This window comes from Methanobrevibacter sp., assembly GCF_017409525.1.
Classification (GTDB): Archaea; Methanobacteriota; Methanobacteria; order Methanobacteriales; family Methanobacteriaceae; genus Methanocatella.
In genome coordinates this window covers 48970-66884 of the sequence record NZ_JAFQSO010000014.1, presented here as the reverse complement: position 1 = coordinate 66884, position 17915 = coordinate 48970, and the positions used below count along the sequence as shown (strand labels likewise).

Below are 17915 nucleotides of genomic sequence, written 5' to 3'. Positions count from 1 at the left end.
TTAGAATTTAAGTTCAAAGTCGGTTGCTTCAATATCTAAGTCACCATCTTCTGGGATGTCGCCTCTTTCTCTTAAGATTTGTCTTGCAAGTAACCAGTAAACTAATGCAATAGCTTTTCTACCTTTGTTGTTTACAGGTACAGCAATATCAACAAAACTGAGTAAGTTTTCAGTATCGCATAATGCAACAACAGGAATACCATTTTGTTTGGATTCTAATACTGCTTGTGCATCTGATCTTGGGTCAGTTACGACAATGATTTTTGGTTCAATAAATTTAGCATAATTAGGGTTTGTTAAAGTTCCAGGAATAAATCTGCCAGGAATAGTTTTAGCGCCAGTTATTTCACCGAATTTTTTAACAGGAGCCTGACCATATTGTCTGGTAGCTACTACTAAAATGTCTTCAGGGTCGTATTTTGCTAAAAGTTTTGCAATTTGTCTAATTCTTTCATCAGTTTTTTGAATATCTAAAACATATAAACCGTCAGATCTTACTCTGAATATGTATTTTTCCATATCGCTTGTTTTTTGTTGGGTTCCGATATGTAAACCTGCTGCTAAATAATTGTCTAAGTCTATTAAAAGTTCGTTAGTCATTAATAATCACCTTTTTTATTATATTTAATCTTCATCTTCAATGTTTACACATTCATTAGGACATACGTCCATACATACTTCACAATAACTGCAATCTTCTGGATTGTTGATTGTAATTTTATCCCCTTCGAGGACTAAAACTTCCATTGGGCAAACGTCAGAACATTCTGCACAGTCAGCACCATCACATTTATCGTAATCAATAGTTACTTTTGCCATTAAACTCACTCCCTTAATATTTCTAAAAGTTGCCCATTTGAGGATTTGAAAGTTCTTCTTCGATACGGATAAGTTCGTTTAATTTTGCTATCCTTTCGCCACCAATAGCTCCGGTTTTAATCATAGGAGATGAAAAACCAACGGCTAAATGGGCAATAGTTTCATCAGTTGTTTCACCAGACCTGTGGGAAACAACAGGCACGACATCATTTTCTTTTGCTAGCTTTACAGTAGCATAAGTTTCAGATAATGAGCCTATTTGATTAGGTTTGATGATAATAGCATTTGCAGCATTCATTTCAATGCCCTTAGCCAATAATTCTTTATTGGTTACAAACAAATCATCGCCGCAAATTAAACATTTATCCCCAACTTTTGAAGTCAACTCTGTAAATCCTTCGAAATCAGATTCATCGAATGGGTCTTCTACATAAAACATTTTATAAGTATCAATGATATCCTTTACGAAATCAATTTGATCTCCGGTGTCCCTTTTAACACCATCTTGAGCATAAACATATTTTTGCTCATCTGCATTCCACAATTCAGAAGCTGCCATGTCTAAAGAAGGTCTAATTTCAATACCTAGTTCATCACCAACCTCTTCACATGCCTTAGCTTGAATTTCCAAAGCGGAATCATTGGTAATGTTTGGCACCCATCCTCCTTCATCTCCTTTGCCACCAGTAAAATTGGCATCTTTAGTTTGAATTAATACTTTTAATTTTTTATGAACGGCAGCATTTGCAAAGATGGCTTCACTAACACTAGTGGCTCCAATTGGAACAACCAGGAATTCTTGAATATCTGGTGCATTTACGCCCGCATGTGCTCCGCCATTCATCATATTTCCTAAAGGAAATGGCAATTCATTGACTAAATTTCCACCAATGTATTTGTATAATGGCATGTTATAAGATTCAGCAGCAGCTTTAGCTACAGCCATGGATATTGCTACAGTAGTGTTACCACCAATAGCTGCCAAATTATCAGTACCATCGATTTCCCTTAATACTTCATCGATAGTAGTTATATCTTCAGCATCCATACCAATTAATTCAGAAGCTATGAAATCTTCCATTTCACGGACTACTAAATCCACTCCGCCATCTGGAAAAGATACAACTTCCCTAGAGCCAGTACTTGCCCCACTTGGTGCAGCAGCTCTACCAAAACCATTCCAAGTAACTACATCTACTTCAATAGTTGGGTTTCCTCTGCTGTCCAAAATCTTACGAACTTGGACATCTTCTATTACACTATCCAAAAAAAACACCTCAGTGTCAATTAATTTATTACCATATAATCTATACTCCTTAAAAAAATCAGTAAGTTTCTTTATAGAGTTATATTGGTATTTTTTATTTTTGTTAAATAATTATGAGAATAAATAGAAAAACTATTTATTCATCCCTAATAACATCTAATGGTAAAACTCCAGCTTTGAACTCCTCATAAGCTATATCAATTGGATCTAATGATTCTTTAATATCAACTAATGGTTTAGCACCCATTGATATTTGAATTGCTCTAGCTCCAAGAAGTCTAGCCCTTTCAAACCTTGTAAATTTTTTTTCAACATTCATGAATATTACTTCCATTATTAGGCATATTTTACCAAGATTATACTATTATAATACAATATCCCTACGCTTTTGAATTATTCCCAGGTTTCAACATGGGAAATTAACATTCTTCTACAACAGTATCTAGTTAAACCTAAGTCATCCAAAATATCTTTAGGATCCTCTTCAGGATAAGTACCACGTAATCCTAAGTCAGACAAAACCTCTTTAACTTCTTTTCTTTCAATAATCAATTGATCCATAAAATTACTAGTTAAATCACGGTCTTCTAACTCTTCATATAATCGTTTGCCGCCAATTTCTCTAATTTTATATTCATTAAAGTAAGCTGATATTGGTTTTCCACAACTTAAGCATCTAATAGGAATCATTTATATCATCTTTTTAATTTAAATAAAATAAAATTACAGAGTAATTATCTGTAACTTTTTTGTTTACGAGCTCTTGCTCCAGGACCACCATATTTTTTAGGTTCTGAACGTCTTGGGTCACCAACTAACATGGTTCTGTCATATTGTATGAATTTTTCTTTTAAATCCATGTCTTGAGACCATTGAACAAGTCCTTTTGCAATTACCATACGTGCAGCTTCAGCTTGACCCATTACTCCTCCACCAACAACCTTGATGTTGATATCAACTTCATTAGCTAAGTCTCCAGCTAAGGTTAATGGTTCTTGTAATTTTAAGTTTGCAAGCTCAGGAGAATAAAGTTCTAAAGGAATTCTGTTAATTCTTACTTTACCAGTTCCTTCTTGAACAGTACCTCTTGCGATAGCTGTTTTACGTTTTCCACTTGTATGAATAACTTTAACCATAATCACACATCCATTTATCTAAAAGGTAGCTCCTAAAAGTTTGGAGATTTCCCCTAATTCAATACCTTTTTTAATGTTTTCATATTCTGCTTCAGGAACTGCAGTGAGTTCAGCATCTGCATATTCAGCAGGCACACCAACAAAAGCTTTTAAACCTTTATATGCAGTTTTACCTTTAGCTTTTTTGAAAGGTAACATTCCTCTTACAGTTCTTCTAAATATATCATCTGGCCTTCTAGGATATTTTGGACCTAAATCACGAGGGTTAGAGATACTAGCCCTGTCAACTCTTTGCTTGTATTTAGCATATGCCCATTCCTTGTTACCAGTTAACATGATTTTTTCAGCATTAAGAATTATTACTTCTTCGCCTTCTAAAAGATTTTTACTAGTTACACTAGCTAATCTTCCTAAAACGCATCCTTCTCCATCAATAATCATAATAACACCCTATTTATTCCATGATCCTAATGTTTGATCCTTTAGGATTTGATTCGATTATCTCATCAATTGAGATGCATTCTCCACCAGCACTTTCGATTTTTTCTTGTGCTTTAGCTGAGAATTTTAATGCTACAACATCTACTTTTTCTTCTAAATTACCGTTTGATAAAACTTTACCTGGCACTAAAATAGTTTCACCGGCTTCAGCATGTCTTGCAATATCAGACAAATTTACTTCAGCAGTTCTTCTATTTGACCTTTCAAGTCTTTGTGCAACATCTTTCCAAATAGCTGCATCTTCTTTTCTTGATTGTTCATAAAGTTTATTAATAAGTTCAATAAGGTTAGGATTTGTTTTTACTACTTTCTTAACCATTATTTACTTCCTCCTTCTTCACTAAATTTGATAAACTTATCCGCTTTTTCACCTAATACATCACAAGCTTTTAATAAAACTTCTTTAGGAGGCATTGCCCCATCTGTTTCTATTCTGAATATGAAGTCATTTTCATGATATCCCACGTTAATGTATCCATTTGAAGAAGCTCTAACGCAGCTTTTACACATGGAACAGTTTTCAATATCCAAAATTTTAATCTTTTTAGATCTCCTATCTGATTTTAAAACACCGCGAGGACATGCCAAAGCACAATCATAATCAATTTCCTTGTCCTCATTAAAAGTTATTTCAGGATACTGTTTGTATGCGCATACAATAGTTGGCATCCATTTGGCATGTTCCTTTCCATATCCAACTTTCGCAGAAGCTTCAATTATGATTTCTTCATTTTCTTTAAGTTTTACTAAAGGAATTGTGTCGTATACTGGTTTAATTTTTGAGTCTGAAGATATTAAATCCTTAGAATAAACAACTTTAGGTCCCACTTCATGTAATTTGAATAAAATTCCATTTTCGAATTTATCCCAATCATCATCTTCAGGTAATGACATACCTTCAATAGCATCAAGATCAGAAACTAAAGGAGTTAAACCAAGCCTATGAGCAAGCACCTCATTAAACATTGCAGAGTCATTTCTAATAATATTTACATCTTCAATAGCTATTTTTGGCACATTTACCATTGCGCATCTTCTAATAGCATTAATAAAAGGCACTTCTGCATCACGAACAATGAATACCATTTCATTATCGTTTTGACTTTTAACTTCTATCTCCATATTAAACCCTTCCACTTAAACTCTTCTTCCTCTTTTACCACCAGGTCTTCCAGTACCATCGTGAGGAATAGGAGTAATATCTTCTATTTTTCCTATTTTAATTCCAGCTCTTGCTAAAGCACGGATAGTAGCTTGTGCACCAGGTCCTGGACTTCTAGGTCCATTTCCACCAGGAGCTCTTACCTTAATATGTAAACCGACAAATCCTTTTTCTTTAGCATCATCAGCTATTCTGGTTGCTGCAGCCATAGCTGCGAAAGGTGAAGCTTGTTGTCTGTCTGCACGAACAACTTTTCCACCGGACCATTGTGAAATAGTCTCAGCACCAGTAATATCTGTCACAGTAATAATAGTGTTATTAAATGATGAGTAAATATTAGCTATACCCCATTTTTCATCTTTTGCCATAGTTACACCCTTTATTCCTCTGTATTAGCTTTATTATCCTTATTTTTGTTGTACTCTTCTATTTGTTTTGCGACAGGTGAAGAACGATAGAAACCGATTTCATCTTCTTGACCTTTTAGCACCACATAACTTGGTGAGTTGATTTTTTTACCGCCTAATGCGATGTGGCCGTGTACAACAAACATTCTTGCTTCTTTAGGAGTACGAGCTAAACCTTTTTTGTATACAATAGTTTGTAATCTTCTTCTTAAGATATCTTCAACATTCAAGTCTAAGATTTCTTCAAGAGCAGCACCTTCTGGCAAAACACCGGTTCTAGCTAAGTGTCCTAATAATTCTAATTTTTCTTCTTGCATTTGATCAGCAGAAAAACCTAGTAAGTATCTTGCTTCCCTACTGTATCTTCTGACTAAAGTATCAGCTTTCCAAATTTCTTTTTTATTTTTTAAACCGTATTTAGTCATTAATTTATTTTCATTTTTAATTCTTTCCGCATTCCAAGGATGTGGTGGTGTATTATACTTTTTCCTTGATTTTCTAGGTTGTCCCATTAAAACATCTCCTTATAAAATTGAATTTAAATATTTAATTTATAAAAAAAGCTCTTTGCTTATCCGCGTGAACGTTTTACACCAACTGAAGAACTTTTTCTGAAAGTAGATTTGGTTCTTTGACCTCTAACAGGTAAACCAACTTCGTGTCTTCTACCTTTGTAACTTCTGGTCTTTTTCATTCTGTTCAAATCATCCCTTAATGTCATGTCAAGGTCAGATTCAATCAAGTGAATGTCATCACCAGTTTCATAGTCTTCCCTACGATTTAACATCCAAGCAGGAATGTCAAATTTTTGCGGGTTTTCCAAAATTTCTTCAATTCTTAAAACATCTTCGTCAGCAATGTATCCAATTTTAGAGTCTAAATCTAAGTCTAAAGTACGGCACATAGTTTTAGATAAAGATATTCCAACACCTTTAATTTCAGTTAAAGCTTGTTCAATGGTTTTATTACCATTTACATCCTTTCTTGAAATACGCACTAAATGCTTAAAATCGTCTTCCATTAAATAACCTCCATTTATAGAGCGAATCTACGAGACGTAAAATTATAGATTCGAATGTTTTGAAATTCAAAACACAGTTCTTTCAACAATGTAAAACTTAGTTTAAAAATTAAACTAAGAGTGCATAAAAATATCAGTTTAACAAGTATTTTAATAGTGATAAAAATTAAAAAACTAAGTTAAAAACTAATAAACGCCGAGACTGGGATTTGAACCCAGGAGGGCTGAACGCCCACGAGATTTCCAGTCTCGCGCCTTACCAGGCTAGACTATCTCGGCATAGTCATTAGCAATACTTGCCTATCATATTAACTAGTATAATATGATAAGATAATATATAAACTTCCCCATATATAAAGGTATTGTTTAAATGAGACTTTTTTAAAAAATAATTATTTTTCAACAAATAAAAATAATTTGAAACCAAAAGACAAAGTATATGTCCTAAATTAATATAATATATAATTAAAGGTGATATGATGGATCTCATTTTAATAATTGTATTAGTAATTCTATTTGCTTTCATTGCATTTACAGTTATACATTCATACAACAGTTTAGTGAAACTCAGAAATCGTGTGAAAAACAGCTATTCACAAATTGAAGTTCAACTTAAAAGAAGGAATGACCTAATCCCGAATCTCGTTGAAACCGTGAAAGGATATGCTGACCATGAGAAAACAGTGTTTGAAGATGTTACAAAAGCAAGAAGCAATGTCATAAATGCTTCAAATATACAAGAGACATGTGATGCTGACAGCCAATTGACCAGTGCATTAAAATCATTGTTTGCAGTTGCGGAAAACTATCCTGAACTAAAAGCAAATTCCAATTTCCAACAATTGCAATCAGAATTGACAGAAACAGAAGATAAAATTTCATATTCAAGACAGTTCTATAACGATGTGGTATTGAAATACAATAATGCCTGTGAGCAATTTCCAACCAACGTCTTTGCAGGCATTTTCAGATTCAAACCAGCAGAATTTTTTGAAGCGTCTGAAAGTGAAAGGGAAGTTCCGGAAGTTGAATTTTAAATAGAACAGGTGAAAAATTATATGGATGCTAAAAAGACATTTTGTATAATTTTATTATTATTAATTTTATTTTCAGCCCTGAGCGCCGTATCTGCAGACGATGACCACAAATACGAGATTGCTCAGGCATTCGTTGAATTGACTATTGAAAATGATGGTCTGCTCCATGTGGATGAGATATATGACTATAAATTTCAAGGCGAATTCAATGGAATCTATAGGGACATACCCCTGAAAGATGGGGAAATAGTGGACAACATAACTGTCAACACTACCGGAGCTTATTCCGAGCTTAAAGTGACCGATGAGGATGGGCAAAAGCATTTAAAGATTTATCTATATGAAGATGAAGCCCACAGCCAGAAAATATCAAATGCGGAAGTCTATGTCTACATCAGCTATGACATGAAAAATGTGGTCACTCTCTATGATGATGTTGCGGGACTCCAGTATAAACTTTGGGGAGAAGACTGGGACGTGGGAATAGATGCCCTGACAGCAATAGTTCATCTTCCTGGAAACCGAGATAACGTTTATTACCTAAATCCTCAGGAATACAATTCAACAAGCTATTTGAACAACAATACAATAACATTAACATCCAAAGCGATTCCATCTGGTGAATATTATGAATTGCTCATATTGATGCCATTGGATGACTTTGACAATGCGACTTATGCAAAGCAGGTACATGAAAATGGCCGTGACCAGATAATAAAGAACGTCGAAGACAGCGCCAACGGAAGGGCATTCTGGAATACTGCATACATAATATTGGGATTAATGTCCCTTATCAGTCCGATAATTGGAATATTCGTATACCTCAGACTTGGAAGGGAACCGAAAGTGGACTACGATGCAATCTATGAGCGAGACCTGCCAAGCGATGATCCGCCTGCAGTGGTCAATGCCCTAATTGATAACTCCCATGACATCGGGACACCTAACATGAAAGGGTTTGAGGCCACAATTCTAAATCTGATTGACAAAAAGGTCATCGGACTTGAAACCAGAACCGATGAGCATACCGACATGAATGAGCTATTCTTAAAGCTAAACAAAAACGGCAATGCAAAATTGGCAATTCATGAACAGACCGTCATAGACATCCTGTCAATGTTTGCAAGGGATGGTGTTGTAAACCTATCAAATCTGAATACTGATTTGTCATATGAATCAAATGCGAAACTCTTCATGAAAGAATTCAATGTCTGGCAACAGGACGTGAAATACGAGTATCTTGACAGCGACAATCTCAAGAAATACTTCAACAACAAGGGAGCTTCACTGATGAAAAAAATTTCGGTTATAGGATTGATAGCTGGAATAGCGATTTTCTCAATGGGATTGATGACACATCTAAGCAATGGCATATTTTCAATAGGCGGAGGAATCGTCCTTGCAATATTTTCATTTATCGTTTTCCTGATACCCGAAGATATCTTTGGACAATGGACCAAAGATGGCAGGCTCCTATATCTAAAATGGAAAAACTTCAAGAAATTCCTAAAGGACAACAGTTTAATCAACGAGCACCCTCCTGAATCTATAGTCATCTGGAAAAAGTACCTGATTTATGGTACTGCCCTTGGAGTAGCTGACAACGTTTACAAGTCCATGAAACTTCAAGAAAGAAATATCTCTGAATTCGATGATGACATATTCCTATACCATCATTATGGAGGATATTATATGATGCATCATGCATTCATAACTGGCCAATCTGCTGCAAATCCTTCATCTGATGCAGGCAGCTTCGGAACCATGGGAGGTGGATCCGGCGGCGGAGGTGGAGGAGCATTCTAGCTTCTTCATTAATTTATTTTTTTTTGATTTATCAAAATATCTTCATAATCTGGATTGATATATACTAGAAAATTACAATGCAATGGGCAAGTTAGTCAACATAGCAATACTTTAACGAAGGAAGCATGAAATTATGCAGGAAATTTAAGAGTTGCAGGATAATCCTGTCTAGGTTAATGATTTGATAGGAAAAATAGTTTCAAAAAATAAAAAGTAAGCAATTGCCGAAGCAATCACTTAACTGTAATTTTCACATTCTTAGTCAATTTGTTGTAGTAAGAGTTGCCCTTGTATGTGACAGTTGCTGTGTATTTGCCTTTCTTGGTTAGCTTGGTGATTTTGAAGGTAGCTACACCTTTGCTGTCTGTTTTTGCAGAGTAAGTCTTACCATTTACTTTTAATGTGATTTGAGTGTTTTTCATGACCTTGTTCTGATTGGTTTTTAAGGTGACTGTGTATTTTTTGGTTTTTACTGATTTTTTGAATGTCATTGCGTTGGCAGTCATTTTTGGAGTTGCTTTTTTAACAGTGATTTTAACGGATTTGACTGCTTTTTTATAGAAATCGTTTCCGGCAAAAGTTATTGTTGCAGTATATGTTTTTGGTTCCAGACCATCTGTAGACATTTTAACCCGACTTTTTTTACCAGTATTTTGAGTTACTGTTTTGCCGTTGGAAAGTTTAATAGTGATATTAGCGCCAGTTATTGGAAAATCCTCAATATCTTGTAAATCAACAACTAAATATTTTCCACCATTATAAACAGTAGTGAGTGTTGAATCAGCAAATATCACACTAGTATATTTTGCAGTTTCGTTTTCAACAAATTTATCTTTAAAATTACATTTTATTACCTTCAAATAACCTTCTATTTCACGATCAAATAAATCAGTGAAATTACAATAACTTACACTACAATTAATGGTCTGATAATTGAATATAGACCAACCCAGGCTGGAGGAAGAGTCAATGAAATTACAAAAACTTACACTGAAATTAGCACCGGTATGAAAATCAATACCACCCTGAGAATTAACGATAGCGTTAGCGCCGCCAGAGCAGTCAATAAAATCACAAGACCTTACACTACAACCCTCACCAGAATTGTGGATAGCACCACCAGAAAAAGCTGAACAGTTAATAAAAATACAAGAACTTACACTGCAATTATTACCATACAGATTGTAGATAGCACCGCCACTATCATCAACGAAACAGTTTGTAAAATTAGAAAAACTTAAACTACAACCATCACCATAATTGCAGATAGCTCCACCACTACCATCAGCAAAACAGTCTGCAAAATTACAAAAACTTACACTACAACCCTCACCATTATTGTAGATAGCACCACCACCCAATTCAACGGATGAGCAGTTAATAAAAATACAAGAACATACACTACAACCATCACCTGAATTGCCGATAGCACAACCACCCAATTCATCAGCTGAGTAGTTAATAAAAATACAAGAACATACACTGCAACCATCACCAGAATTGTCGATAGCACCACCATAATTTGCTGAGCAGTCAATAAATTCACAAGAACTTATACTGCAATTAGCACCCCCATTATTGTAGATAGCGCCAATATAGTTTGCTGAGCAGTTAATAAACTCACAAGAGCCTACACTACAATTATCACGGCCAAAATTGTAGATAGCACCACCATACTCTGCTGAGCAGTTAATAAAATCACAAGAGCCTACACTACAATTATCACCATAATTGTAGATAACAGCACGATCGCCCGCTGAACAGTTAATAAAATCACAAGAACTTACATTAAAATTAGCGCCACCCGCATTGTAGATAGCAGCACCAGACCAAATAGCTGAGCAGTTAATAAAATCACAAGAACTTATACTGCAATTATCACCACCCTCATTGTAGATAGCACCACCATCAAACCACAAACAGTCTTTGAAGTTTATATTTTTAAGAACAATAATATTGCTTTTCAAAAGGAATATTCTCGAATTTAATTTTCCACCTATAGATTTTCCATCTATAGTATGATTATTCCCATCAATTATCAAAGATTTAGAAATAGCAATTCCAGTATAATTACTGAATCCTTCATCATAGGCATAATCGTTTTCAAGTATTATTGTTGAGCCTTCATCTGCATCATCAATCTTTTTCTGCAAATCTGTGAAAGTCCCATTGTCTTTTTCACTTAAAATATCTTCCTGTGCTGATGAAACAGCACCATCCCCATTTAATCCTATTTCATCTGAAGAAGCATCATGCAATACTTCTGTGGCGTCTGTCAGATTGTCTGCTGCACTGACAGCACCTACTGTTAAAACTGCAAGTAACATCAGCGTTACCAGCATTGCGCATTTTATCTTCATAATATACATCCTTAATACTTATTTCAAGTTTAAAATATCATAAGACGTTGCTTAATATTACGTCTCCTATATAATATAAAAGTCAGGTGTTTCTCACCAGAATCTTGGATAGGTATCCGGTTTCATGAATACTTTAGAGACATTGATGGCAAAACCAGAATCCGCTTCCAAAATCTCATTTGAAGTTAAAAGGCTATGGCCCGCACCGACCAATTCTCCTTTCAATGTTTCAATTGCTACAATGTCATTTTTTTGAATGTTGTCTGCCAATTGAGAAATTCCGCCACATGCAAGGTCCGCACCATGGCAAACCGCATCCACTGCAGAGTCCTTAATAACGATTTTTGGCAAGTAATCTGCAGCCCTCTCCATCGGCATGATAGCCTGACGCAAGAATGATTCATCCCCATCCTCTTTCCAGAAATGATATGCATCAGTTACATCCTGAAGAGTGACTAGATTATTTTTCTCTGTAAACGAACCTACCTGAGTCCTTCTAAGCTCGGCCATATGGGCTCCAACACCTAAAGCCTCACCGATATTGTGGCAATAGGTTCTCACATAGGTTCCTGCTTCACAACCTATTCTGAAAAGCACATCCCTGCCTTCAATTTCATAGATTGTGGAATAATAAATGTTACGTGTCCTCATTTCACGCTTTACGGCAGATTTGACTGGAGGCAATTGGAATATCTTGCCTGTAAACTCAGCAAATACCTCACGAATCCTGTCTTCATCCACATCCTGATGGAAAGTCAAAAGACAAACGTATTCTTTTGGAGCTGTTAAAAGTAGTTGTATTGCACGGGTAGCGTCATCAAGACCTACCGGTAGGATTCCGGTTACCTTCGGATCCAGAGTTCCGCCATGCCCTGATTTTTCTAAATGTAAAATACGTTTAATCCAGGAGTCAATTTCATGAGAAGTTGGGCCTGATGGTTTATCGAGATTGATAACAGCCTTAGAAATGTATTCTTCAATCTCACGGTCTTCAGGTTTACATCCGAATTCAGGATTTGTAAAGCTGCCAGATTTTGTAACCATGTCAAATTTCATGAAAAAAACCTTAAAAAAATATTAAAAAATAGTAAAATAATGAATAAGTTAATTATTCATTTATAAGTCAGCTAAAGCTGCTTTGATAGATTCAATATCGCCTGAAACATCGATTGAATCTTCGGTTGGTTCTAAGTGAGCAATATTACATCTTCTGTTTTTAACTGCTTCACCAACAACTTCCACAAAGTTTTCGTCGATAATTTCAACGATAGCGCATTTTTCGCCTGCTTCTCTACCCGCAATTTTAACACATACTCTACCTACTTCAATTGATGCCATTTATATCACCTTTAATGTTTGAATAATGATTTCTGATATGCTTTGAGGATCAAAACTATCAGTATTTATAATTAAATCATAGATATCCATATTACTGATGTCAATATTATGGATCTCTTTATATCTTAAAGCCTCACTTTGTTCACGAGTTATAATCTCGTTTTTGGCTACATCAACAGATTTTTCTTCCCTTTGAGCAATTCTTTTTGAACGCACATCAAATGGAGTCATTAACCAAAGTTTTAAATCAGCATTATCAACAAAGAATGCTGACAATCTTCCTTCGACAATGAGATTTTCTGCAGATTTGGCCTTTTCGGCTTGTCTTTTGTCAATTTCTTTATCGATATCATCATTACCTTCAGCAAACTCGCTGAATTCAAGAACACTCATTCCATGTTCCGCAGCCATTTCTCTGAAAATGAATCCTGCAGAGATATATGGAATATCCAATTTTTCACTAAGCACTTCTGCTAAAGTGGTTGTTCCTGTTCCAGCTAATCCGCCAATAGTAATTATCATTATTTTCTAGCCTCGTTTTTGAAAAGTTTACGAGCACAACTTGAGCATAAGTACCCACCATATGGACGGTTAGGCCTTTTAGCTGTTTTTGACAATTTTCCAATTTCATATGGACGTCCGCGAGGAACTCCATGCAATACTGCACCACACTCAGCACAAACGTGCTTTGATGGTTTTTTCTTTTTGTATCTTAAAACATTATCTCCGCCAGGAGTGTTTTTATGAACTCTTTTATATGATCTTGATCTAAACCTATTAGCAGGCATTTAATCACCTATAAATTTAATTTAATAAAATATTTAATAATTGTGTAATAGCGTATTCAATATAGAATATTATAATATATTTTTTTCATCATTAATAAATGTATAGTTTTTTGGCTTATTTAGAACCCTTGTTTGAATCCTAAGAATTTTCTTAAGATTTGGCTCATTCCAAAAGTACAAATCATATACCATAATAACCAACCGATACCATATGGAATAGTGGCCTTACCACCATACACCACGCTACCTATAGCATGCCATAAAGGTGTTAAAGTAACCCAATATACGGTTTTCGGCAATATTATTACTAAATCATGAATTGCAGATGCCCTCATCCAGAAAAATATCAAGATAATAGGGACAAATGTTACAATCATCGGCTTGAATTGATTGGTCATCATTGCTGTCTGGTCGCCCATCAACTCAGTCTGTTCAGCCTGAAGTCTAGCAACCTCTTTTCCATCCCCTTTCTTTTGAGCTTCTCTTAATTTCTTATTGAATTCTTTCATTTTAGCTTGTTGTTCATTTAAAGCATCTTGGTCTACCAAATACTTATTAGCAATAGTGGTAATTAATGAAACAATAAATGCAATAATTAAAACTGTTAAAGCTGGATTTGACGGATTAGGATCCATGGAAAGAATTGGATTGAAAACTGTATTCAAAGCATTATAAACCATTCCCATTATATCAAAAGGCATTATATTACCTCACTATAAATTTAATACGTTTACCAATTTTGCAATTGTAGAATTTAAATGATTATCATGGTTTCCTATAATTTTAACAGTAGCTCCAGTTAATGTAGCATAAGCCATGGAGGTAGCTCTGTTCATTTCTTGATGTAATTGAATATCCTTTGCTTTCTGTACATCACGAGAACGTGATTCATCATTTAATCTTCTGTAAATAATTTCATCAGGATTAGCTTCGACTAAAATGAAAAGATCCGGTTGCAATTGTTCTAAAACCCATATTGGGAGACCCGGTAAAAAACCAGATGGAGTATTGATAGTACAATGAGTATCTACGATAACATTGTCCTTTTCAGATCTTTGTTTAATCTCTTTAGCTGCCTTTGCTTGAATTTCTTTTTGTGTTTCAGGTGGTAATTTCCTTAATTCATCTCTATCCTGAACAATATCTTCCTTAATAGCAATTTCAGTCATTATGTCACCATAGTTTAAATGCACATAATCAACTTCATCAAGAGCTTTGTTGAGCACAGTTGTACTTCCAGAACCTGGAATACCAGTTAATACTACTAATTTCATTTTAATCCCTCTAATTTGGAAAAGAATAATAATTAGGAGAATTTAATCTCCTAAGAATTTTCTAAGAAGTGGATTTGAGGACATAAGTTGTTCCTCTGCCATTTCTTCATAAAGTTTATGAATAATACCTACAGTAAGCAATACACCAGTACCTCCACCTAAAGCACCGGTTAAATCTGCAAGGAAAGCAATAAGACCTACATATATACCACTTATAATGGTAAGTGCAGGAATATATTTTTTCAAAATTTTATATAACTGTCGTTTACTACTTCTAAACCCTGGTATTTGAATACCTGAGTTGTAAAGTTGTTCAGAAATCTTTTTAGCATTTAATCCGCTGATTTCTACCCATAAATATGAGAATAACATACAACATACAATAAAGAATACTGCATATACAAGAACATGTATCGGCTCGGTAATAAACATGTTTAAGCTAGGAGTTGACAATAGCCATGCGATTCCATCAACAGCCTTACCATCTTTGATTGTACCTAAGATTGGAATGCCTATCTTTTGGAAAATATTAGCAAAAAGTGTTACGTTTACAAGCAATGCACTTGTTAAAATAACTGGCATGTTACTTGAGTATACAAATTTTAACGGATATTTACCAACAGAACCTCTGATTCTTCCGTGACCTCTTACACTACCGTGGGAAATAGGAATTTCAACCCGCATGGATTCACCATAAAGAACAACTAAAAATACAATAATAGTTGCTATTAATGGAATTAAAATTGAGAAATCATATACTCCCTGTGTTGCTTGTTGAATGAATTTTGGAATAATTCCAGCAAATAAACCATCAGTTCCGCCCAATATACTAAATGAACCAACTACAATAGCTTGACATACACCAGCAGCAATGAATAAACCGATTCCACTACCGAATCCCCATTTGGATACAACTTCATCAAGGTAAATGATAACTAATGCACCAATAACAAGTTGTAAAATTAATATTCCTGTGTAAGAACCATCAATAGGCACTAAATTACCGGTTAATACTAAAACTGAAGCTTCAAATAAAGTAAAAACAATAGATAATACTTTTTGAGTAGCTTGAAAATGAGATTTATCCTTATGAGATGACAAATCTAAATCCAAAAGATTAGAACCTACTAACAATTGCAATACAATTGAAGCAGTAACAATAGGACCAATTCCTAAAGTAAGAATTGAACCAAAACTCCCCGCCATAACAGCTCTTAATTGAGCGAATTGATCTATAGCTCCTGGAGCTAAACCATATAATGGAATTTGAGTTAAGATGTAATATAATACTAAAACCACAGCAGTCCATTTAAGTTTTTCATTGAAATCTTCCCTATGAACTGGAGATTTAACTTCAGGAATAATTCTAAATATTGGCTCTAATACTTCTAGTGATGACATTTTCTTCCTCTAATAATAAATTTTTAAGAAGCTATAATTCTATAGCTTCCCCTCCTAATTCTTCAATTTTTTCAATTGCACCAGCGGAAAATTGAGGTGCGGATATTTTGAAAGTTTTAGTAATATTACCTTTAGCTAAAACTTTATCGTAACCTAATTCGGTTACATCAATAACGATTGCATCTCCATCTTTAGATGCTTTTCCACTTGCAATCAAATTTTCAGCTTGTTCTTCTAAGTAAATTAAATTAACTGAATTGACTTTTTTAATCATTTTTTGAGGTCTTTTGAAACCATGTTTACCAAAGTGGTCAGGGTCGTGGATTACAGTCCAGGTCCAGTGTTGTTTGCCCATACCTGCTTTTCCTTTACCACCTTTGTTACCTGCACCTCTACGTTTTTTAGTACAGCCACCTCCGTTGGATCTAGAACCTCTTTGTTTGTTAATTTTACGTTTTGTTCTAATCATAATACACACCTGAGTTTAAAGCATTCTTTTTGCAAGATCTTTAATTTCTTCTCCCCTGTAACCTAAAGATCCACCTTCTTTTACAGATAAACGGATGTCTTCATATCCTTTTCTTGGAGGGTGTAAACGGAATACAGGTTTAATACCTACATCTGCCAATTTAACATCAGATTTAATTAAAGCTTCAGCTAACTCTTGAATGTTACTGTAATCTGAATTTTCAGCAACGTATTCATCAGTAACTTTAACATTACCTGGAAGTCTACCTCTTTTAGCAATAATAGCTGCTAAAGTTTCAGCATCAATTTCTCCCCAAGTGATGTAATCCTTAGCTTTTTGAAGCATGCCTTCATAACTAGGATTTTCTTCAACTAAAACTGCATGGCTGATTCTGTTAAGTCTTAACATGTCTAAAGTGTCAGCGATATTTTTAATGACACCAGTAGTTCCTCTAACTCTAATAACTAAAAACATATAATCACCATTTAGTAGTTAACTCCCATTTTTTTGAGGTCTTCTTTACTAGCTTTAACATTACTTAATTCTTTTAAAGCATCAAAAACTGCATTTGCAAAGTTAACAGTGGTTTGAGTTTGTCCGAAAGTTTGGGACCATACATCGTGAATACCAGCAAGTTTTAAGATTGTTTTACCAACATCTCCAACTACTAATCCAACACCTGCAGGAGCTGGCATTAATGTAACGCTTACACTACTGGTTTTACCGGTTACTTTGAAAGGTACTGTATGTTCTCTTCCACAAACACAACCCCAATCTCCACAACCTCTTCTTACTTTAATAAGGTTGTATTTAGCATTATCAACAGCTTTTCTAATAGCTGGACCAACTTCTTTAGCTTTACCTTGGCCTAATCCTACATATCCATCTTTGTTACCTACAGCAACAATTACTCTGAAATTAACTTTTCTACCAGATTTGTGCATCCTTTGAACTAAGTTAACATCCATTACTTCTTCTTCTAAATCTGGAATTAAGGCATCAACTATTTCTAATTCCATAATTGGAAGACCTTTTTCAAAGATTTCATCGATATCAGTAATGGTTCCATCTTTAACTAATCTACCCATTTTAGTTTTAGGTTCCCATTCATCAATATTAAAACTCATAG

The 17915-nt window shown here is 34.7% G+C and carries 25 protein-coding genes and 1 tRNA gene; 2 read left to right on the top strand and 24 right to left on the bottom strand.

Translation table 11 applies throughout. The features are described 5' to 3' along the window. The 13 genes from rpsB to IJE64_RS08525 form a co-directional block, all read right to left on the bottom strand. Entirely contained in the window at positions 1-600 is a 600-nt protein-coding gene (gene rpsB / locus IJE64_RS08585) for a 30S ribosomal protein S2 (protein WP_292784784.1), read from the bottom strand. A gap of 24 nt (positions 601-624) precedes the next feature. Then, a complete protein-coding gene (locus IJE64_RS08580; RefSeq protein ID WP_292784782.1) occupies positions 625-819 on the bottom strand; it encodes a 4Fe-4S dicluster domain-containing protein in 195 nt (64 codons plus the stop codon). Between the two features lie 22 nt (positions 820-841). Further along, a complete protein-coding gene (eno, locus tag IJE64_RS08575) occupies positions 842-2086 on the bottom strand; it encodes a phosphopyruvate hydratase (RefSeq protein WP_292784781.1) in 1245 nt (414 codons plus the stop codon). A gap of 136 nt (positions 2087-2222) precedes the next feature. Then, positions 2223-2420 carry a DNA-directed RNA polymerase subunit K gene (locus IJE64_RS08570; RefSeq protein ID WP_292784779.1) on the bottom strand — a complete coding sequence of 66 codons (198 nt, stop codon included), beginning with the start codon at positions 2418-2420 and terminating at the stop codon, positions 2223-2225. Positions 2421-2479: 59 nt separating this feature from the next. Continuing rightward, a complete protein-coding gene (locus IJE64_RS08565; RefSeq protein ID WP_292784777.1) occupies positions 2480-2776 on the bottom strand; it encodes a hypothetical protein in 297 nt (98 codons plus the stop codon). A 44-nt stretch (positions 2777-2820) separates the two neighbouring features. Beyond that, on the bottom strand, positions 2821-3222 hold the full coding sequence (locus IJE64_RS08560) for a 30S ribosomal protein S9 (protein ID WP_292784773.1): 402 nt from the start codon (positions 3220-3222) through the stop codon (positions 2821-2823). An 18-nt stretch (positions 3223-3240) separates the two neighbouring features. Next, complete coding sequence (locus IJE64_RS08555; protein WP_292784770.1) at positions 3241-3663, bottom strand: 50S ribosomal protein L13; 423 nt, start codon at positions 3661-3663, stop codon at positions 3241-3243. 13 nt (positions 3664-3676) lie between these two features. Further along, positions 3677-4042: a 50S ribosomal protein L18e gene (locus IJE64_RS08550; protein ID WP_292784767.1), complete on the bottom strand. Its 366-nt coding sequence runs from the start codon at positions 4040-4042 to the stop codon at positions 3677-3679. Then, positions 4042-4845 carry a DNA-directed RNA polymerase subunit D gene (locus IJE64_RS08545; protein ID WP_292784764.1) on the bottom strand — a complete coding sequence of 268 codons (804 nt, stop codon included), beginning with the start codon at positions 4843-4845 and terminating at the stop codon, positions 4042-4044. Before IJE64_RS08545 ends, IJE64_RS08550 begins: the two co-directional genes overlap by 1 nt. A 15-nt stretch (positions 4846-4860) precedes the next feature. Continuing rightward, a complete protein-coding gene (locus IJE64_RS08540; protein WP_069574667.1) occupies positions 4861-5253 on the bottom strand; it encodes a 30S ribosomal protein S11 in 393 nt (130 codons plus the stop codon). Positions 5254-5264: 11 nt separating this feature from the next. Further along, positions 5265-5804 (bottom strand): 30S ribosomal protein S4, encoded by a 540-nt coding sequence (locus tag IJE64_RS08535; protein ID WP_292784761.1) that lies wholly within the window; start codon positions 5802-5804, stop codon positions 5265-5267. A 59-nt stretch (positions 5805-5863) separates the two neighbouring features. Beyond that, the gene (locus IJE64_RS08530) at positions 5864-6313 is read right to left on the bottom strand and encodes a 30S ribosomal protein S13 (RefSeq protein WP_292784758.1); all 450 of its coding nucleotides are present in this window, start codon (positions 6311-6313) and stop codon (positions 5864-5866) included. A 194-nt stretch (positions 6314-6507) separates the two neighbouring features. Then, a tRNA-Ser gene (locus IJE64_RS08525) sits at positions 6508-6592 on the bottom strand. A 200-nt stretch (positions 6593-6792) separates the two neighbouring features. Between IJE64_RS08525 and IJE64_RS08520 the strand changes: the two genes are divergently transcribed. Both IJE64_RS08520 and IJE64_RS08515 read left to right on the top strand, forming a co-directional pair. Next, a complete protein-coding gene (locus IJE64_RS08520) occupies positions 6793-7350 on the top strand; it encodes a LemA family protein (RefSeq protein WP_292785046.1) in 558 nt (185 codons plus the stop codon). Between the two features lie 21 nt (positions 7351-7371). Further along, the gene (locus IJE64_RS08515; protein WP_292784755.1) at positions 7372-9156 is read left to right on the top strand and encodes a DUF2207 domain-containing protein; all 1785 of its coding nucleotides are present in this window, start codon (positions 7372-7374) and stop codon (positions 9154-9156) included. Positions 9157-9389: 233 nt separating this feature from the next. On the opposite strand, the gene IJE64_RS08510 is transcribed toward IJE64_RS08515, so the two are convergent. The 11 genes from IJE64_RS08510 to rpsE all read right to left on the bottom strand — a co-directional run bounded on the left by IJE64_RS08510 (position 9390) and on the right by rpsE (position 17913). Continuing rightward, the gene (locus IJE64_RS08510; RefSeq protein ID WP_292784752.1) at positions 9390-11516 is read right to left on the bottom strand and encodes a hypothetical protein; all 2127 of its coding nucleotides are present in this window, start codon (positions 11514-11516) and stop codon (positions 9390-9392) included. 93 nt (positions 11517-11609) lie between these two features. Continuing rightward, positions 11610-12572 (bottom strand): RNA-guided pseudouridylation complex pseudouridine synthase subunit Cbf5, encoded by a 963-nt coding sequence (locus tag IJE64_RS08505; RefSeq protein WP_292784750.1) that lies wholly within the window; start codon positions 12570-12572, stop codon positions 11610-11612. 60 nt (positions 12573-12632) lie between these two features. After that, positions 12633-12854, bottom strand: coding sequence for a 50S ribosomal protein L14e (locus tag IJE64_RS08500; RefSeq protein WP_292784747.1), 222 nt, complete (start codon positions 12852-12854; stop codon positions 12633-12635). Next, positions 12855-13376, bottom strand: a complete 522-nt coding sequence (gene cmk, locus IJE64_RS08495) for a (d)CMP kinase (RefSeq protein WP_292784744.1) — start codon at positions 13374-13376, stop codon at positions 12855-12857. Continuing rightward, entirely contained in the window at positions 13376-13642 is a 267-nt protein-coding gene (locus IJE64_RS08490) for a 50S ribosomal protein L34e (RefSeq protein WP_292784741.1), read from the bottom strand. The genes cmk and IJE64_RS08490 overlap by 1 nt, the downstream gene beginning before the upstream one ends. A 119-nt stretch (positions 13643-13761) precedes the next feature. After that, positions 13762-14343, bottom strand: a complete 582-nt coding sequence (locus tag IJE64_RS08485; protein WP_292784738.1) for a DUF106 domain-containing protein — start codon at positions 14341-14343, stop codon at positions 13762-13764. 12 nt (positions 14344-14355) lie between these two features. Next, positions 14356-14916, bottom strand: a complete 561-nt coding sequence (locus tag IJE64_RS08480) for an adenylate kinase (RefSeq protein WP_292784735.1) — start codon at positions 14914-14916, stop codon at positions 14356-14358. Positions 14917-14958: 42 nt separating this feature from the next. Further along, positions 14959-16317, bottom strand: a complete 1359-nt coding sequence (gene secY, locus IJE64_RS08475) for a preprotein translocase subunit SecY (RefSeq protein ID WP_292784733.1) — start codon at positions 16315-16317, stop codon at positions 14959-14961. A gap of 31 nt (positions 16318-16348) precedes the next feature. After that, the gene (locus IJE64_RS08470; RefSeq protein ID WP_292784730.1) at positions 16349-16786 is read right to left on the bottom strand and encodes an uL15m family ribosomal protein; all 438 of its coding nucleotides are present in this window, start codon (positions 16784-16786) and stop codon (positions 16349-16351) included. 15 nt (positions 16787-16801) lie between these two features. Next, entirely contained in the window at positions 16802-17260 is a 459-nt protein-coding gene (locus IJE64_RS08465; protein ID WP_292784727.1) for a 50S ribosomal protein L30, read from the bottom strand. Positions 17261-17271: 11 nt separating this feature from the next. Continuing rightward, the gene (gene rpsE, locus IJE64_RS08460) at positions 17272-17913 is read right to left on the bottom strand and encodes a 30S ribosomal protein S5 (protein WP_292784724.1); all 642 of its coding nucleotides are present in this window, start codon (positions 17911-17913) and stop codon (positions 17272-17274) included. Between the last annotated feature and the right edge of the window lie 2 nt (positions 17914-17915).

What these genes read in the sequence shown, in the direction of transcription:
- rpsB (WP_292784784.1), bottom strand. Translation starts at nt 600, where the DNA reads ATGACTAACGAACTTTTAATAGACTTAGACAATTATTTAGCAGCAGGT.
- IJE64_RS08580 (WP_292784782.1), bottom strand. Translation starts at nt 819, where the DNA reads ATGGCAAAAGTAACTATTGATTACGATAAATGTGATGGTGCTGACTGT.
- IJE64_RS08570 (WP_292784779.1), bottom strand. Translation starts at nt 2,420, where the DNA reads ATGGAAGTAATATTCATGAATGTTGAAAAAAAATTTACAAGGTTTGAA.
- IJE64_RS08565 (WP_292784777.1), bottom strand. Translation starts at nt 2,776, where the DNA reads ATGATTCCTATTAGATGCTTAAGTTGTGGAAAACCAATATCAGCTTAC.
- IJE64_RS08560 (WP_292784773.1), bottom strand. Translation starts at nt 3,222, where the DNA reads ATGGTTAAAGTTATTCATACAAGTGGAAAACGTAAAACAGCTATCGCA.
- IJE64_RS08555 (WP_292784770.1), bottom strand. Translation starts at nt 3,663, where the DNA reads ATGATTATTGATGGAGAAGGATGCGTTTTAGGAAGATTAGCTAGTGTA.
- IJE64_RS08550 (WP_292784767.1), bottom strand. Translation starts at nt 4,042, where the DNA reads ATGGTTAAGAAAGTAGTAAAAACAAATCCTAACCTTATTGAACTTATT.
- IJE64_RS08545 (WP_292784764.1), bottom strand. Translation starts at nt 4,845, where the DNA reads ATGGAGATAGAAGTTAAAAGTCAAAACGATAATGAAATGGTATTCATT.
- IJE64_RS08540 (WP_069574667.1), bottom strand. Translation starts at nt 5,253, where the DNA reads ATGGCAAAAGATGAAAAATGGGGTATAGCTAATATTTACTCATCATTT.
- IJE64_RS08535 (WP_292784761.1), bottom strand. Translation starts at nt 5,804, where the DNA reads ATGGGACAACCTAGAAAATCAAGGAAAAAGTATAATACACCACCACAT.
- IJE64_RS08530 (WP_292784758.1), bottom strand. Translation starts at nt 6,313, where the DNA reads ATGGAAGACGATTTTAAGCATTTAGTGCGTATTTCAAGAAAGGATGTA.
- IJE64_RS08520 (WP_292785046.1), top strand. Translation starts at nt 6,793, where the DNA reads ATGGATCTCATTTTAATAATTGTATTAGTAATTCTATTTGCTTTCATT.
- IJE64_RS08515 (WP_292784755.1), top strand. Translation starts at nt 7,372, where the DNA reads ATGGATGCTAAAAAGACATTTTGTATAATTTTATTATTATTAATTTTA.
- IJE64_RS08510 (WP_292784752.1), bottom strand. Translation starts at nt 11,516, where the DNA reads ATGAAGATAAAATGCGCAATGCTGGTAACGCTGATGTTACTTGCAGTT.
- IJE64_RS08505 (WP_292784750.1), bottom strand. Translation starts at nt 12,572, where the DNA reads ATGAAATTTGACATGGTTACAAAATCTGGCAGCTTTACAAATCCTGAA.
- IJE64_RS08500 (WP_292784747.1), bottom strand. Translation starts at nt 12,854, where the DNA reads ATGGCATCAATTGAAGTAGGTAGAGTATGTGTTAAAATTGCGGGTAGA.
- cmk (WP_292784744.1), bottom strand. Translation starts at nt 13,376, where the DNA reads ATGATAATTACTATTGGCGGATTAGCTGGAACAGGAACAACCACTTTA.
- IJE64_RS08490 (WP_292784741.1), bottom strand. Translation starts at nt 13,642, where the DNA reads ATGCCTGCTAATAGGTTTAGATCAAGATCATATAAAAGAGTTCATAAA.
- IJE64_RS08485 (WP_292784738.1), bottom strand. Translation starts at nt 14,343, where the DNA reads ATGCCTTTTGATATAATGGGAATGGTTTATAATGCTTTGAATACAGTT.
- IJE64_RS08480 (WP_292784735.1), bottom strand. Translation starts at nt 14,916, where the DNA reads ATGAAATTAGTAGTATTAACTGGTATTCCAGGTTCTGGAAGTACAACT.
- secY (WP_292784733.1), bottom strand. Translation starts at nt 16,317, where the DNA reads ATGTCATCACTAGAAGTATTAGAGCCAATATTTAGAATTATTCCTGAA.
- IJE64_RS08470 (WP_292784730.1), bottom strand. Translation starts at nt 16,786, where the DNA reads ATGATTAGAACAAAACGTAAAATTAACAAACAAAGAGGTTCTAGATCC.
- IJE64_RS08465 (WP_292784727.1), bottom strand. Translation starts at nt 17,260, where the DNA reads ATGTTTTTAGTTATTAGAGTTAGAGGAACTACTGGTGTCATTAAAAAT.
- rpsE (WP_292784724.1), bottom strand. Translation starts at nt 17,913, where the DNA reads ATGAGTTTTAATATTGATGAATGGGAACCTAAAACTAAAATGGGTAGA.